At 50.7% G+C, this 15,549-nt stretch carries 14 protein-coding genes; 11 read left to right on the forward strand and 3 right to left on the reverse strand.

What is annotated here, in order from left to right:
- Positions 1–243 precede the first annotated feature (243 nt).
- On the forward strand, positions 244–819 hold the full coding sequence (locus FE784_RS29670) for a LysE family translocator (protein ID WP_139605885.1): 576 nt from the start codon (positions 244–246) through the stop codon (positions 817–819).
- A 25-nt stretch (positions 820–844) separates the two neighbouring features.
- Positions 845–1,621: an AraC family transcriptional regulator gene (locus FE784_RS29675; protein WP_139605886.1), complete on the forward strand. Its 777-nt coding sequence runs from the start codon at positions 845–847 to the stop codon at positions 1,619–1,621.
- A 6-nt stretch (positions 1,622–1,627) separates the two neighbouring features.
- On the opposite strand, the gene FE784_RS29680 is transcribed toward FE784_RS29675, so the two are convergent.
- Together FE784_RS29680 and FE784_RS29685 are read right to left on the reverse strand one after the other, a co-directional pair.
- Complete coding sequence (locus tag FE784_RS29680) at positions 1,628–3,049, reverse strand: MDR family MFS transporter (RefSeq protein WP_139605887.1); 1,422 nt, start codon at positions 3,047–3,049, stop codon at positions 1,628–1,630.
- 158 nt (positions 3,050–3,207) lie between these two features.
- On the reverse strand, positions 3,208–3,447 hold the full coding sequence (locus tag FE784_RS29685) for a hypothetical protein (RefSeq protein ID WP_139605888.1): 240 nt from the start codon (positions 3,445–3,447) through the stop codon (positions 3,208–3,210).
- Between the two features lie 404 nt (positions 3,448–3,851).
- Between FE784_RS29685 and FE784_RS29690 the strand changes: the two genes are divergently transcribed.
- Positions 3,852–5,846, forward strand: a complete 1,995-nt coding sequence (locus tag FE784_RS29690; RefSeq protein WP_176706630.1) for an AraC family transcriptional regulator — start codon at positions 3,852–3,854, stop codon at positions 5,844–5,846.
- Positions 5,847–6,359: 513 nt separating this feature from the next.
- Here FE784_RS29690 and FE784_RS29700 read toward each other — a convergent pair.
- Positions 6,360–7,550 carry an MFS transporter gene (locus tag FE784_RS29700; protein ID WP_139605890.1) on the reverse strand — a complete coding sequence of 397 codons (1,191 nt, stop codon included), beginning with the start codon at positions 7,548–7,550 and terminating at the stop codon, positions 6,360–6,362.
- A 109-nt stretch (positions 7,551–7,659) separates the two neighbouring features.
- Here FE784_RS29700 and FE784_RS29705 point away from each other — a divergent pair, with 109 nt between their 5' ends.
- The 8 genes from FE784_RS29705 (at position 7,660) to FE784_RS29740 (ending at position 15,526) form a co-directional block, all read left to right on the forward strand.
- The gene (locus tag FE784_RS29705) at positions 7,660–8,604 is read left to right on the forward strand and encodes a helix-turn-helix transcriptional regulator (protein WP_139605891.1); all 945 of its coding nucleotides are present in this window, start codon (positions 7,660–7,662) and stop codon (positions 8,602–8,604) included.
- Between the two features lie 240 nt (positions 8,605–8,844).
- Positions 8,845–9,516: a Crp/Fnr family transcriptional regulator gene (locus tag FE784_RS29710; protein ID WP_139605892.1), complete on the forward strand. Its 672-nt coding sequence runs from the start codon at positions 8,845–8,847 to the stop codon at positions 9,514–9,516.
- A 76-nt stretch (positions 9,517–9,592) separates the two neighbouring features.
- On the forward strand, positions 9,593–10,174 hold the full coding sequence (locus tag FE784_RS29715) for a peroxiredoxin-like family protein (protein WP_139605893.1): 582 nt from the start codon (positions 9,593–9,595) through the stop codon (positions 10,172–10,174).
- A gap of 227 nt (positions 10,175–10,401) precedes the next feature.
- On the forward strand, positions 10,402–10,902 hold the full coding sequence (locus tag FE784_RS29720) for a DinB family protein (RefSeq protein WP_139605932.1): 501 nt from the start codon (positions 10,402–10,404) through the stop codon (positions 10,900–10,902).
- A gap of 114 nt (positions 10,903–11,016) precedes the next feature.
- On the forward strand, positions 11,017–11,577 hold the full coding sequence (locus FE784_RS29725; protein ID WP_246132246.1) for a methylated-DNA--[protein]-cysteine S-methyltransferase: 561 nt from the start codon (positions 11,017–11,019) through the stop codon (positions 11,575–11,577).
- A 286-nt stretch (positions 11,578–11,863) separates the two neighbouring features.
- Positions 11,864–12,553, forward strand: a complete 690-nt coding sequence (locus FE784_RS29730; protein WP_139605934.1) for a response regulator transcription factor — start codon at positions 11,864–11,866, stop codon at positions 12,551–12,553.
- Positions 12,543–13,697, forward strand: coding sequence for a sensor histidine kinase (locus FE784_RS29735; protein ID WP_139605894.1), 1,155 nt, complete (start codon positions 12,543–12,545; stop codon positions 13,695–13,697). Before FE784_RS29730 ends, FE784_RS29735 begins: the two co-directional genes overlap by 11 nt.
- Before the next feature lie 98 nt (positions 13,698–13,795).
- Entirely contained in the window at positions 13,796–15,526 is a 1,731-nt protein-coding gene (locus tag FE784_RS29740; RefSeq protein ID WP_139605895.1) for a M20/M25/M40 family metallo-hydrolase, read from the forward strand.
- Positions 15,527–15,549: the final 23 nt, after the last annotated feature.

Below are 15,549 nucleotides of genomic sequence, written 5' to 3' on the forward strand. Positions count from 1 at the left end.
GGAGTCATCTTTTTTTTATCCCCACTGGTATCTTCAGTGAATATGAGATTGGTCGTCTTCTTTGAACGGGCAGGATAGTTAAATACATCACAAGTTTTCCAAATGCAGTTCTTTGGGTAGACACAATACTATATTTCCCACACAGTTCCATATGGCGAATGACGCTCATTATCTGCAATAATATACTATAGGGACTTTAATCTAAGATGTAGTATATGAGAATAGCCAGAAAGAGGGGTTCTCATGGATATTACATCTTTTTTGATTTACTGTATGATTGCTACGTTTACACCTGGACCTACGAATATCGTCATATTGTCCACCGCGCATAATCTTGGGGCGGAAAAGGCGATGAAATATACGTATGGATCAACGATTGGTTTTGGCTTATTACTGATTATTTCAGCTATGTTGAATACGATTCTCATGGCGTTCATACCAAAAATAATAATTGTGATGCAGATCATCGGAAGTTGTTATATGCTCTATCTTTCATATCTCATTTACAAAATGGATGCATCAAATCCAGCTGTAAACCAAACGGGCACCTTTTTGTCAGGTTTCCTTATGCAATTTCTTAATCCAAAAGTAGTGCTATTTACGTTGACTGTAATTCCAACTTTTATTATGCCCAACTATAGCTCAAGCACTGCGATGACAATAAGTATTATAGTTATCACAGTAATTGGATTCCTGGCATTTTTGACATGGGTACTTTTCGGTGCGATCTTCAAGACGTTTATACAGAAGCATAACAAGACTGTTAATGTGTTAATGGCATTATCTCTCGCTTATGCTGCAATCATGATTTGGATGTAGGCAAGCTTACCAAGAGGTGAATGGAATGAACAAATTTATTTATAAAAAATCGGCCGGTATTACCGCGTTGTCGGCAAGTATGACGGATTTTACGTATAAAAAGCATGCTCATCAGGAGTATGCAATTGGAGTGACGTTACGTGGGATTCAAGAGTATAACTTGGAGGGCAGCTTACAATTATCCCATCAGAATGGTGTTATGCTTTTTAATCCGGAACAGGCCCACGATGGAATGGCACATGATAGGACAGGTCTGGATTATGTCATGCTTTATATCGAGCCCCAATTCCTTTTGGGGGTAATAGAAAAAAAGGATTTCCCGCGGTTCTCTACCCCGATTGTGTATGATGTTCGGCTTGAACAACGAATAGTAAGCCTTTCTGATGCAATATTGAGCGGAAAAGACGAGGCTTTGTGTAGTGAATTATTTGTAGCCCTCACAGATAGCCTCGTTCAAACAAAGCTTTCGACTGATAATAAGAAGGAAAACGCGCTGATTCGCAAAGCAAAGGAAATCCTCCATGCCAACCTGGAGCATGTTCTTAAACTTGATGAGATCAGTAGCGAGCTTCATTTATCGAAGTTTCAGTTTATCAGATTATTCAAAGCACATACTGGAATCTCACCCTACCAATATTTTCTTAACTGTAAAATCGAACGAGCCAAGAGTTTAATCGAAAAAAATAAAGATATTTATACAGCAGTAGCTGCCTGCGGTTTTGTTGATTTGCCCCATTTAAACAAACATTTTAAAAGCGTATACGGGACAACAGCATTTGAATATTTGTCACACATACATTGAGGGAAATCAACTATGTACAGGTAACTTTTTTATAAACCAACCTAGTACCAAAACAAGTATGGCGAGAATAAATTCAATCCAAAAAACCGTCTGCAAACCGGCAACCATGCTTTGTGTTTTCTCATGCAACGCAGTGGGATCGAGCGAATGGTGAAGATAACGATTGGCTCCAGACGACATGATGCCGACGAACAAAGCGATGCCAATTCCCCCTGCAATCTGTTGGAGCGTATTGTATATGGTTGTTCCATGGGGGACCAGGCGACGCGGAAGTTGATTCAATCCAACCGTCTGAGCCGGCATGACGACAAACGATATGCCTAAGAATAAGAGGACATGATTGAATAGAACGGAACCTCGCGTTGTATCACTGTCGATGCCGGCAAACAGCCACAACGATATGGCGATCAAGAACAGTCCGGGCACAATTACGAATCGCGGCCCGAATATATCGAGTAATTTCCCCGACACGGGCATCATCATCCCGTTCAAAATGCAACCTGGCATCAGGAGTAAACCTGTCGCGAATGCTGTCAACTGCATCACATCCTGCAAATAGATCGGTAGCAATGTCGTTGTGGCAAATAGAACCATCATCAGGATTACAACCAATACCGCAACCAGAGAAAAAGTGGGATGCCGGAATACGGAAAGATCGATCAACGGCTCTTTGATCGTGAGCTGCCGCCATACAAGCAAGAGCAAGAAGAGGCTCCCTATGGCAATCGACCCGTAACCCTCAGGCTCAGCCCAGACATTGGTCTGGCTGAAGCCGTAGGTGACGCAACCGAAACCGACGGTTGACATCGCAATGGATAAAAGATCAACCCTTGGCTTGGTCAGTTCTGTTACATTCTTCAAGTACAAGATTGCATAAATAATCGAAAACAGCGCGACAGGAATCACCATGTAGAACAGCCATCGCCAGTGAAAGGTATCGATGATCAACCCCGACAAAGCAGGCCCGATGACAGGGGCGACCATGATGACCAGCCCCATGAGACCCATGGCGGCACCCCGGCGTTCTGGAGGATAAAGGGCGAGAATCGTATTCATCATCAACGGGATCAATAATCCTGTCCCGCAAGCCTGAACAACCCTGCCCATCAGCAAGATTCCGAATCCCGGGGATACTGCACACAAGCAGGTACCGGCCAAAAATAACGCCATCGCAGACAAAAACATCTGGCGAGTCGTGAACCATTGCTGCAGTAATGCGGTCACCGGCACCAGTACGCCGATAACGAGCATATAGCCCGTCGATAACCACTGTATGGTCGCGGCAGCAACGTTGAATTCCCGCATCAATCCAGGAAGCGCATTGGCAAGCAAATTTTCGTTAAGAAACGCTACAAATGCACCGATGAGTAGCGCGGTTAACATCGGCCCTCTCCTCATTCCATTTGCCTCTTGAACCCGTTTGTTCATCTTCTACCTCCCTAATATTCATTGCGTTCCGCCCGTTGCTTGTATATCCAATATCCCCCCGATCGATCTGAAGGCCGGTCAACTCTGCAAGGTTAAACGATCGACAAAGCCGACTTTTCATAGTGCCTTGACACCGAATCGCCAGCCTATCGTGCAGATTATCCTATACCATCACCTTCTAACAAGGAATAAAAGTTATCGCGGTCTTCGTCATCGAATTTGCCAAGCGTCCGTACCCTGACAAATTCATGTCCACCATACATGTCTATTTCCTCGCCATACCTATTGTAGAGCGCGATCATATTGCCATCCCGATTCAACTCCATGTACCCGTAGCATTGTGCCTCGGGCGCTTCACCGTAAAGGAGTATAAATCTGATTTTGTCCACGCTGTTCATGCAGCTCCTCCTTTTCTGTCTTTCGTAATGACCTTGAATTCATTGCGTTCTGTCCTTTGTGTGTATATCCCTTATCTCCCCATCGACCTGAAGAAAATTTTACGTGAAACCGGATGAATTGGAAAAAGCGATATCGCTCTTCATACTCGGAAATTCATTCCTATTTCGAAAACATAAGGGGGGTCCCTCGCAATGTCGCTCATTCGCACATTATCTCTTGACGAGATGAGATTTGGGGATTATGATAACGTGCCGGTCAACTCTACAAGGTAAATCAATAAAAAGGCCGACTTTTCGAAGTGCCGCGGCACCGAATCGTCAGCTCTGGTTCGAGCCTTGAACTGAGAATGATTATCGATTATAATAACCCCAATTCTGCAAATGGCAATCGTGAGGTGCGGGCATTGAATTGGGACGAGCAGATGCTGTTGTGGAATCAGGCGGCTGCCAGTATATTGGATATTCGCCATATAGTGTTGTGGGAGGGGCAGGATCTGCTCTCTTATCAGCTCCCCGCGAATATGTTTCTACTTGTAGTTAGTGGCAGCGCTTACGTGCGAATCGATGAACACAAATGTTATCTCAAGCGGCATCATCTCCTGCACGCAGGCAAGGGGATGAATGTGGACATCATGCCTGCCAAGCATGAATTTTCTTATTACCTCGTTTACTATAAGGCCGTTCTGCCCGCTTCCGCGGCAAGCGGTGTCGCTAACGGAATGGTCATGAAGGCACAACCATTCCGCCTGTTCTACCATGTGATCCTCCCGGAGCCGGGACTCGTGCACGGTCAAGTCCGCCGAATGTACGAGGAATGGCAGCAGTCCGGCGTATTGGCCCAGATTCGCATGAAATCGATGCTGTTTGAACTGATCTATGTGTTGTTCGGTCAATTGCAAAATTCCAAAGATCGGGGCAGCCCCTCGGATCTTGTGGCGTACGCACTGCGTTACATCCATGAGCATTACGCCGAAGCCGTATCCATGGATCAATTGGCCGAACTGCTCGGCTGCAGCAGCAGCTATATGTACAGACTGTTCAAAGCGGAGATCGGCAAAAGCCCGAACGATTACATAATCGGAATACGCCTGGAGCAAGCCCGACAATACCTGCTGACCACTCAGTTGAATCTGCGGGAAATTGCCCAGTCCGTCGGTTATTCGGATGTGTATTACTTTAGCCGATTGTTCAAAAAACAGTTCGGGATCTCGCCGCTTCAATCCCGCAAGCGTGAGTCCGAACATAGTGCTCTGCATCGTAATCCATTAAATACGTCAGTATCCTCCATTGTTCCGTCTATGCCACTCTCCTATAATCATAATGTAAATGAAAATGATTATCATCAACAAGAAGGAGAGATACCATTGCTTTCGAACAACCATCCAAAATCTTCAATGACCGCCTTGGTCATGCTATGCCTGTCACTGCTGATCAGCGCCTGCCAGGCAGGCAGCGGCAATGTAGGCTCGGAGAGCAAGGGCAGCACGGCGTCCTCCACAGCCGGCGCCGCCAATTCCGCCGCTGCAAGCAAAGAGGCAGAGCCGTCCTCCGCGACGAGGCTGTACAAGCATAAATTCGGCGAAACAGCAATTCCGGCGAACCCGAAACGCATTGTTACCGCCTACCACCTCGGACATATGCTGGCATTGGACGTACGCCCGCTTGGTGCTGCGACTTACATTCTGCAATACTCCCAGAAAGCCATGGATACGACCGGCGTCGTCGATTTGGGCGCTCCCCTCAATCTTGAGCGGATTGCCGATCTGGAACCGGATTTGATTATATTAATCGAAGCCTATCTTGAGCCGAGCGGAGGGTACGAAGGCTTCAATAAAATCGCGCCTACCGTCGTACTCGAGGCGAATCAGGATCCGGTGAAAGATATCCGGTTGATCGGGGATTTGCTCGGCAAGCAGGACAAAGCCGAACAATGGATTACGCAATATCAGGCGAAGATTGCTCAAACGAAAGAGCGTGTACAGCAACGGTTCGACCCTAACGAGACCTTCACCATTCTGAATGTACGGAGCGAGAAGTCTCGGATGATTTATCGGGATCGCAATATGGGGGGCAATATTTTGTACTCGTATTGGGGATTAAAGCCGCAAGCGAAAGTGCTCAAAGATGTCATTCAAGGGATTGACGACGAATCCTCCTATCTGTCTATAGCGGAAGAAGCCATTCCGGAATACGTTGGCGATCATCTCATTGTGGCCGCGGCTCCCGGCGCTCAAGGCTCGGTCGACAAGCTCATGGCTAGCGGGCTATGGAAAAATCTCGATGCCGTCAAAAACAACCGCGTATACCGGATCGACTTCGATCAATTTCTGTTTAACGATCCTATCTTCGCGATGAAACAAGTCGATATTTTGGCGGATGCCCTGACCAAGAACCGTTAAAGCCCCTCTTGCACGGCGAAGCTACGCATCAAATTGCAAAGTCAGGCAGCCAGTCAGAAGCAAACGCAGGAAAAAGCAATGAAATCACGGCAGTGCCGGAGTTGCTGTTCATGCTGACGATCAATGGGTGCATCGTCACGGTGGATTGAATGGACGTGAAGGTAATCAATTTAGCTCATTTGAGCCAGCAACAAGGGCGGAAGCGGCTGTGACACTATTGCGGCTGCAGCATGTTCTTGGCGAAATGCCAAGTGAATCAAAGGATTAGAAATCGACAATGCATACGATATGGTGTTGATTCAAGTCGGTCCGGCACGTCATTCTCAATGACATGACGGATCGGTCTTGTTTGTCCTTATGGTCACTTCCCAAGTATCCTAGATTGGACATGGTTGCCCTGTATGTGAAGGAACTACTACGGGTTCGTGGGGAGCATCGGTACTGCGTGGCAAAGCAATAGCAGTCCTACGGCGGCATATGGTCGCTCCGGGACTGCTATTTGGTCTTTCCCTTTTAGGATGCTGTCGCCGATTCTTGACCTGTACGATCCGCTTTCCTCCCCAAGACGCCACCGAACAGAAACGTTCCGAGCGAGAGCGCTAGACATACCGTGGAGAAGATGCCGATCGACGAATATCCGCCGAGCTGGACATAGAGTAGCCCGGCTAGCCAGGCGCCGAGCGTGTTCGCGCCGTTCATCGTCGAGTTGGCCAGACTGGAGATCGTTCCCCGGATGGAGGCGTTCAGCGAAGTGAGTGCCCCCATAACAATAGGAAAGATAATCCCGAGCGTCGTGAAAATGATCAGATAGACGATCGTAACGAGAGGGAGGTTCGTCAGATGAGGCATAGCCGTGTATAGTACTATGAGCATCGACATTCCTGCTACGACCGCCTTCGCATGGCCTAGCTTTCGAGTTGCATAAGAGCTGATCATGCTCCCCAGCAGACTGCCGAATCCGAGGAACATCATCACGGTGCCGATCTGCCCGATGGGAAGCTCGAAGCGATCAGCCATCCACTTGCCAACGAAAGCGAATGCGGTACCGCTCCCTAAGTGAAGGAGCAGGTAAGCGAGGAAGCCGCTCCTTGCTTTGCCGCTCGTCATCAGCGGGACATACCGGCGAAGGATCGCCGTCCGCTCGCCGTTGAGCACACTAGGCTTCAAGTCGGGCAGCGAGTAGAAGGCGACGGCGGCAAGCAGCAGCGATGCGATTCCAATCGTCCAGAACGGGACGGACCAATGAGCGGCCGCGAGCCAACTGCCGATCGGCACGCCAAGCGCCTGGGAAGCGGCGAGCCCGGCGAAGGCGATGCCCATCGTCTTCGATACTCTGGACGCCGGCATGATGGCGGGAATGGAAGCCCACACTTGGGGGGCCGTGAACGCCGCACTGACACCGGCAAGGAAGCAAAACAGGCACATCGTCCAGAAGCTATCCGCGAAGCCGCACAGGAATGTCGAGACGGAGAATCCGAGCAAGCCGCTCAGCATAACGGTTCTTCGGTTCCAGCCATCGGACAGTGGCCCGGCGATCAAGGCGAAGATGGCCGAGCCGAGCGTGTAGGCGCCAAGCATCCATCCTGCGATTCCCGTCGACACGCTGAATTGCGTCTGCAGCGTCGGGAGCAAGGGCGAGATGAGGAACGTATCCGTTCCAATCATGAACATGATGAGGAAGAACAGAGCGGTATATTTACGCATGGTCGATCACTCCCAGTGGGTTAGTGTTGCTTACAGTTTCTATCGTAAGATATAATAGTGACAAAATCTGTCATAAACCTATATATTCATTCAAAAGAGGCTGATCAGGATGCCCAAGTCCAAAAGACTGATGGAATTGATGATGACCGTCAACCGGAAGCGGCGGTTCAAAGTTCAGGAGCTTGCCGACGAATTCGGCGTCTCCAAGCGAACGATTTTACGGGATTTGCAGGAACTAAGCGAACTGGGGGTGCCGCTCTACTCGGAAGTAGGTCCGCATGGGGGCTATCAGGTGATAAGGGAAAGGGTGCTGCCTCCGATCGCATTCACCGAGGAAGAGGCCGTGGCCATGTTCTTTGCGGTACACGCCCTGCGTCATTACGCCTCGCTGCCGTTCGAAGCGGAATCCGCCTCAGCGCTGAGCAAATTCTACCTCCATATGCCCGGTGACGTCCGGGACCGGATCGACGGCATGAAGAACCGGGTCGACTTCATTACGCCGACAAGGCGTGGCGAAGCCCCCTGCTTGGCCATTCTTCTCGACGCAGCCGTACATCAGAAGGTGCTCGCCGTCGAATACGAGTCGAAGGAGGAGGAGGCGAGTAGCCGCCGGATTCAACCTGTCTGCCTTTACGCGAACAACGGTTTCTGGTATTGTACGGCCTACTGCTTTCTGCGCCAAGGATTCCGTGTATTTAGGTGTGATCGGATTCGCGAAGCGACGCATGACACGTCCGGCACGGAGCCGCTCGATCTAGGTGACATCAGCCTCAGCCGGCGGGAGGCTGCAGAGCCGATGGAGCCTGTTCGCCTTCGCGCAAAGCTGAGCCGTGCTGGCGTCCAGCGTTGCGAAGCCGAGCTGTGGCTTGCTCCTATGCTGAACGTGCGCGAAGACGGAAGTGGCGTGATCGATAAGGACGTGTCTCGAGGGGACATTCCTTTCTACACAGAGTTCTTCATCGGACTAGGGGACGAGGCCGACTTGGAGGAGCCGGCGGAATTGAAGAATGCGATCCGGAGGAGGCTCTCCGAGATGTTGGTTCGATACCAATGAATGGGCGCGATCGGCAAGCTCGATCAAGCCATTTCTCGCATGGTTAAGCGGAGAATGAACCGAACGATCTTTTAAAAAGCACTGGTTTACTAAAGGATGAAGCCGTTACTGAGTTAGCAAGAGAGTATGAAGGAACCACCTCTGAATTGTCGAATAAATCGAGGTAACTATAATCTCCAAAATTCCCCCTCAGTGCTCCTACGTGATGCATGAGTAGAACAAGCATGAAAGAGAGGAAGTATGACACCGAAATTTCCGAATTCGCAGCTGCTGGCTGCATTCCCTTGTTTGAGTGCCATTACCCCCGAAGAATGGGCCGAGGCGCAACCGACCGTGCGGACGTTCCCTGTCAAATCTTTTATTTTTCAGCGGGAGGATGCAGCGTCTTACGGCATGTTTTTGTTGAGCGGTACCGCACGCATCAGCCGTATCGGAGAGGATGGCAGCGAATTCGTCATAAGCACACTCACGGCAGGGCAGGTATGTGCTCTTCTCGTGCTTAGCGGTCTCAGCGGCCGCGATTACCCGGGGACGATCACGGCCGAGTCGGAAGTCGAGGCGTTGTTTGTTGCGAAACACAGTTTCCTCGGCTGGCTGCAGACGCACGCTGATATTCGGGGCGCCGTGTTCGGCGGTTTGCTGGACGGATTGCTTCGCATAAGCGAGCAGTCCGAGGAGCGTCGGTTGGAATCTTTGAATGCAAGGTTGTCGAAAGCGCTGCTGCGTACCTCTTCTGAGCAGAAGCCGCTGCTTAACGTCACGCATCAGGAGTTGGCCGCGGAGATCGGTTCAGCCCGTGAAGTCGTAAGTCGTGCGCTGCGGCGCTTCCGACACCAAGGGTGGATCGAGACGGGACGGGGCTGGGTACGAATTATTCGCCGAGACGAATTGGCATCCCAGCTAAGTGACTAGGTCACGGAAGCGGTACACACCTCCTGGTAAGATGAAGCTGTAATTCATCAACCTGTATATTTAGGAGGCATTCATTATGATTTCCCCACTTCAACCGAGCATGACCGCCCCAACATTCACAACGACGGACATCCTCGGCAACCCTGTAGCGTTACAAAGCTATCGAGGCCGTAAAGTACTGCTCTCCTTTTTCCGTTTCTCTGCCTGCGCTCTGTGCAATTTGCGCGTACACCAGTTTATCGGTCGGTACCCGCAGTGGCGGCGTCAAGGCATGGACGTCATCGCCGTGTTCGAATCCCCCATAGCCAACATGAACACTTATGTAGGCGCTCAAAACGCCCCGTTCCCGCTGGTTGCCGATCCTACGGCCACCCTATATGATTTGTACGGCGTCGAGACATCCGAAGAGAAGGTGCAGGCCACCTTGACCAACGCCCACACCAAAGAGTTTATCGCTCAGGCGGTGAACGCCGGTTTCGGGCTTACTCCCGAGGAAGGCTCGAACTTCCAGCGGATTCCGGCCGAATTTATAATCGACGAGCATGGAATCGTGCTGGTTGCGCATTACAACCGGCTCATCACCGACCATCTGGAGCTCGCGGCGATCGACCGTTTCGCAGCGGGCCAATCAGATAAAAGTGATGAAGCCAAGAGCTAGTTCAAGCATTCCAGCTAGCATTTCAATAGATATACAAAAATCACCAGTCCATCAGGGATTGGTGATTTACTTATGATACGCTCTAATGAAAAATGATTAATATATAAATACGCAATTATGTCGTTTTCTGTCACTATTAACGATTATGATTGGTTGTAACAAAGGTTAAGCTAAAACGATAAGCGGCATAACCGGCGTTGATAATTTAATAGCAGGGAGATGAAATGATGTATAGTACAGTTGAGAATTTTATCACGGAATGGGAAAACGAAGCCGTATTAACCCAGAAAATTTTGGACAGTTTGACCGATGAAGCGCTGCGGCAGCAAGTATATGCTGAAGGGCGCACGTTGGGAAGAATTGCGTGGCATTTTGTAACGAATATCCCTGAGTACTTAACTGAATTTGGACTGTTGATAGACAAAGTGCCCGATTCCGGCGAAGTGCCATCTGCGGAAGAAATCGCTGAAACTTTTAAAACTGTAAGTTCCAATGTGACGATCGCTCTGAAAGAGCAGTGGACAGATGAGACTTTAAAGCAAATAAAAAAAGCATTCGGAAGAATGGAGTCTAATGCTACAATTTTTATGGGATTGATCAAACACATTGTTCATCACCGAGGACAGGTTACAGTTCTTATGCGCCAAGCTGGATTGCCGATACCCGCGGTGTATGGTCCATCCAGGGAAGGTTGGATGCAAATGGGGGTACAAACGCCGCCGCTTTGAATGACTACTGAAAAGGTCCCCCTTCTTGGGGGGCTATACGCATCACAAAGTTCCAGCATCTCTTGCCGTGCGATTTGCATATTATGAACGTTTCTATTAAGGAGGGCGTTAGGCTTGAAACCACAACGAACGGAAGTGTACTGGAATCCTTTTATTCATTCGGCTTTCTATAACAAACCGATCTATTTAGCTGCTACAGCAATCGGCTTATGCCAAGTTACATTTCCGCATGAATCGTTTGAATACTTGCAGAGAGAGATCAAGAAACGGATTCCGAATGCTGAATTCATCCAAGGCATCGATCCTATGAGCGAATATAGCCGGCAATTAAAGGAGTATCTGGACGGGGATCGAAAAGAATTCACGTTTGCTATTGATTTTCGAGGTACTGATTTTCAAATCTCCGTATGGCGGGCACTTGTTAACATCCCCTATGGAGAAGTGCGGAGCTATTCGGATATCGCGCGGACGATTGGAAATTCCAATGCAGTTCGTGCTGTTGGAACGGCAAATGGCGCAAATCCCATTCCCATTGTTGTCCCCTGCCATCGTGTACTCGGTAGAAACAAGACGCTCACGGGATTTCGGGGAGGCTTGAAAATGAAAGAGACCTTGCTTCGTTTAGAAGGTTTCAATGCTTTTACTGTAAACGGGCACGAGAGATATTTCTTTTGAGGCGATGGCCCGAACCCTAATGGCGGTTTACCGTTATGTTCACCCTGTTTGGCTCTTTGTTTTAATCGTATAGTACATTCTCCATGCATGCTTCGTTCCAATTCTCCGATGGCTCCTAGGCTCATATTTCCCACGGATAGATACGTTAAAGCTGAACTGTACTAAACGCTTGCGGATCACGGAAAGCTGTCCCGTATAGGTCAGAGCGGTGGTGCTGGAATCTTAACCATCGCTTAACAGAGCTTGTCCTATCATTGAAGCTAATGGAAGGATGGTGGTGATGAACTTGAAAATATTGGTGGTCGAGGATGATTTGTCGATGCAACGGTCGATCGGCATGGGGCTGCGAAAATTCGGCTATGCGGTCGATGCGGCGTCGGACGGCGAAGAAGCGTTGCGGATGACCGAGATCCACGAATACGACGCGGTCGTGCTGGATTGGAACCTGCCAAGGATCGATGGGATCGATGTTCTGAGAGAGATCCGCAAGGATGACCCGGACATCAAGGTGCTGATTCTGTCGGCGCGCTACGAGGTCGAGGACAAAATCTTCGGTCTTGACGCCGGCGCAAACGATTATATGGCGAAGCCCTTCCACTTTCGGGAGTTGGAGGCCCGACTTCGAGCACTGCTTCGCCGAAGATTCATCCAAACGGATACGCGGCTGTCCCATGGCGAGATCCGGATCGATACCGCGTTGAAGGTAGCGTACGTTCAGGAACGCAGAATAGAAGTAACGAAGAAGGAATACGGCGTTCTGGAGTACCTGATGCTCAACACGAATAAGGTCGTCAGTGCGGAAGAAATGATAGAGCACCTGTGGGATAGCAGCGCCGACGGTTTCTCGAACTCGCTCAAGGTTCATATCAATTCGCTCAAGAAGAAGTTGGCCGAGCATCTGGGCGAACAAGAAGTGATCAAAAACAGAAGAGGGCTCGGGTATTACTTGACGGAGGTGCAGCTTGATGCGGATTAGTTCCCTCTCTCTGCGTTTGAGATTGACCCTGCTGATGGCGCTAATTCTCACGATCGCCTGCATCTCGCTCATGGCGGCCTCGATTTATGCCGCTCGCGTCGTCTATGTGCTTCCGCAGCCTGTTCCCGAATTCGGCATCGAAGCGGGAAGGGGGGGAGAGCTCCTTCCCGTCCCCATTCCGCCCGTTCCTGTGCCCGTGCCGCCTGTGCCCGTCTCGACGGAGCAGCAGATCGACTTCGCTTCCATCGGCTTCCTGTGTGCGATGTTGATTATCGCGATCGGTACCGGGATCACTTACCTGGTAGCGGGAAAAGCGTTAAAGCCTGTCACGGACTTAAGCACGGAGATCGAGAAGATCGACGAACATAATCTGTACAGGCAGGTTCAAGTCCCCCCGTCCAAGGACGAGGTCGCGAGGCTGTCCTTGTCATTCAACCGCATGATTCACAAGCTGGAAAAAGCATTCTTGGCCCATAAACACTTCTCGGCCAATGCCGCGCATGAACTCCGAACGCCGCTTGCCGCCATGATGGCCCGGATCGAGGTAGTGCAGCTAGGCGATCCTCCTACGCTTGAAGAATATGAGGAAGCGCTGGACGATACGCGGAAAAATGCGGAGCGCCTCAGCACCTTGATCCAAGATTTGCTTAAAATGAACGCAGACATGAATCGGGCCGCATGCGGAACATTCGCAGCCAAGGAACTGTTTCAGACGATCCTGAGCGAGCTAGGCGGGGAACTTCTAAGCAAAAACATTCGCATCGAAGCCCGTCTCGAGGATGTGTCGCTCTATGGGGAGCGAAATCTTTTGCATCGGGCCTTCTCCAACCTTCTTCATAACGCCATCAAATATAACAAGCCGAATGGAAGCATCCGAATCACGGCCGTCCACCATTCGGATACTACGCAGATTACTATCGCCGATACGGGCATCGGGATCCCGGAGGATCACTTGGACAAGATCTTCGAGCCGTTTTACTGCGTGGACAAGTCACGCTCCAGAGAGCTCGGGGGCAGCGGACTGGGGCTGTCCATCTCGAAGGCAGTCATCGCCAAGCATGGAGGCGAGATCCAAGTTCAGAGCGAGACTGGCGTTGCGACCGCATTCAGCATCCAGCTGCCGAACGCCCGCAGCATCCCTTAAAGCGGCCTGCGTCCTTGCGGCAGGCTGCTTTCCTTAACCGTGAATTAACCCACTCTCCCTTATCGTAATGGTATATCTATAGAGTGGGAGGACAAGAAATGCATAGAATCGCTGCAATGAGCCTTATCATCATCGTACTGGCGACCGGGATCTGGCTGGGCATTCAACCTCTGAAGCCGCCGTCACCGCCGTCCGAATCCGATGCTGATTATCCGGCATATCACCAAATGATGGCCAATCTGAAGGCCATGACCCTCGCACCGCACCCATCCGGCTCGGAGGAGCTGGCATCGGTACGGGCCTATTTATTGGCGCAAATCCGCGCTATGGGCTTGGAAGCGACGATCGAGAAAGTACGCTACACAGTCGCGGACGTGGAAGCTGACATTCTGGAACGTAATGGCGCGCCGAAGTTCAACAACAATCATGTTGGCGAACCGCCACCCGCGGACGCCTTCAAGGATACCATTCGCCGCAGGGCTCATTTTGACGAGAACGATGAAGTGGTCCTGCAAAACATACTGGTAAAGCTGGATGCTCCAGGAACCGATCGAGGCATCCTGTTGTCGGCCCATTATGACACCAAACCGACGACCCCGGGCGCGGCCGACGACATGATCTCCGTAAGCGCCATGCTGGAAGCCATGCGCGAGCAAGCGGACAAAGCGAATTTACGATCGGACCTTTATTTTCTGTTCACGGATGGCGAGGAGCTAGGGGCGCTGGGAGCGAAGGCTTTCGTTCAATCGCATCCTGAGCTGCTGGATACCATCGATCTGGTCGTTAACTTCGAAGCGCGCGGCAATCGCGGCGGGCTGCTGATGTTCGAGACTTCCGACGACAACCTGGATGCGGTACGCTACTTCCAGTCGGCAAGCTCGCGTCCGCTGGCGTACTCGTTCACGACCGCGCTGTACCGCAGAATGCCGAACGGGACGGACTTGACCCATTATTTGAAGGCGGGTTATACCGGACTGAATTTCGCGGCGGCGGAGGGGGTCGAGCATTACCACAGACTATCGGACAGTTTTGAAAATTTGGATCGCGGCACGGCGTACCATTTTCTGCAGACGGTCATGGAAATGGCGAATCATGCCGCGAGCGAGCCCTTTCAGGACAGCAGACGACAGGATAGCCTTTATTTCCCGTTGTTCCCAGGCCATTTGGCCGTGATGAGCCGCGCCGCGTCTTATGCCCTGTCGGCAGCGGCCGCTTTGTTCGCTGTCTGGTGGATGATCGTGCAGATTCGAACGGACAAGGTTCGGCTTCGCATGATTTTCGTAGAAGCGGGCTGGTTGCTCGGCGGGGTGGTCGGAGCAGCCTTGTTCAGCTGGGGAATCGTATTCGGGTTAACGCGATTGATGCAATTGGATGAGTCCACGAATAATGACACGGTGTTTCTGAGCGTCATCTTGGCTTTGGGCGCCTGCGTTCTCGCCGCAGGAAGCCTCCTGGTCCGCAAGCTGTCGCTGCGCCAAGCGATTGCCGGTCTCGTGCCGCTTCTTTTGCTGCTGATTGTCGGTAGCGCCGCTCTGTTCCAAGATATAAGCTATTTGTTTTCCTTTGCCACGCTGGGGATTCTGGTTGTCGCCCTGCTGGATCGGTACCGGATCGGAAGATGGATCGCAACGGCCGTTGTCGGCGCAGGAATAGGGTTTTTGTATGCGCCCGTATGTTGGTTGATCTATGTACTGTTCATGTTGCCGTTCGCCCCGGTCGTGGCCGCAATAAGCGTCATTCCGATCTCGATGGCAGCCGCCTTGTTGGCGACAACGTCGAAAGATGCTTCGGGACCGAACCGTTCCGCTGCATTGTTTACAAGCAGTTAGATTTAGAAAAATTCAAAATTTTC

Origin of the sequence: Paenibacillus hemerocallicola (assembly GCF_006265175.1) — a bacterium.
In the GTDB taxonomy this organism is placed as follows: domain Bacteria; phylum Bacillota; class Bacilli; order Paenibacillales; family NBRC-103111; genus Paenibacillus_AB; species Paenibacillus_AB hemerocallicola.

What these genes read in the sequence shown, in the direction of transcription:
- FE784_RS29670 (WP_139605885.1), top strand. Translation starts at nt 244, where the DNA reads ATGGATATTACATCTTTTTTGATTTACTGTATGATTGCTACGTTTACA.
- FE784_RS29675 (WP_139605886.1), top strand. Translation starts at nt 845, where the DNA reads ATGAACAAATTTATTTATAAAAAATCGGCCGGTATTACCGCGTTGTCG.
- FE784_RS29680 (WP_139605887.1), bottom strand. Translation starts at nt 3,049, where the DNA reads ATGAACAAACGGGTTCAAGAGGCAAATGGAATGAGGAGAGGGCCGATG.
- FE784_RS29685 (WP_139605888.1), bottom strand. Translation starts at nt 3,447, where the DNA reads ATGAACAGCGTGGACAAAATCAGATTTATACTCCTTTACGGTGAAGCG.
- FE784_RS29700 (WP_139605890.1), bottom strand. Translation starts at nt 7,550, where the DNA reads ATGCGTAAATATACCGCTCTGTTCTTCCTCATCATGTTCATGATTGGA.
- FE784_RS29705 (WP_139605891.1), top strand. Translation starts at nt 7,660, where the DNA reads ATGCCCAAGTCCAAAAGACTGATGGAATTGATGATGACCGTCAACCGG.
- FE784_RS29710 (WP_139605892.1), top strand. Translation starts at nt 8,845, where the DNA reads ATGACACCGAAATTTCCGAATTCGCAGCTGCTGGCTGCATTCCCTTGT.
- FE784_RS29715 (WP_139605893.1), top strand. Translation starts at nt 9,593, where the DNA reads ATGATTTCCCCACTTCAACCGAGCATGACCGCCCCAACATTCACAACG.
- FE784_RS29720 (WP_139605932.1), top strand. Translation starts at nt 10,402, where the DNA reads ATGTATAGTACAGTTGAGAATTTTATCACGGAATGGGAAAACGAAGCC.
- FE784_RS29735 (WP_139605894.1), top strand. Translation starts at nt 12,543, where the DNA reads ATGCGGATTAGTTCCCTCTCTCTGCGTTTGAGATTGACCCTGCTGATG.
- FE784_RS29740 (WP_139605895.1), top strand. Translation starts at nt 13,796, where the DNA reads ATGCATAGAATCGCTGCAATGAGCCTTATCATCATCGTACTGGCGACC.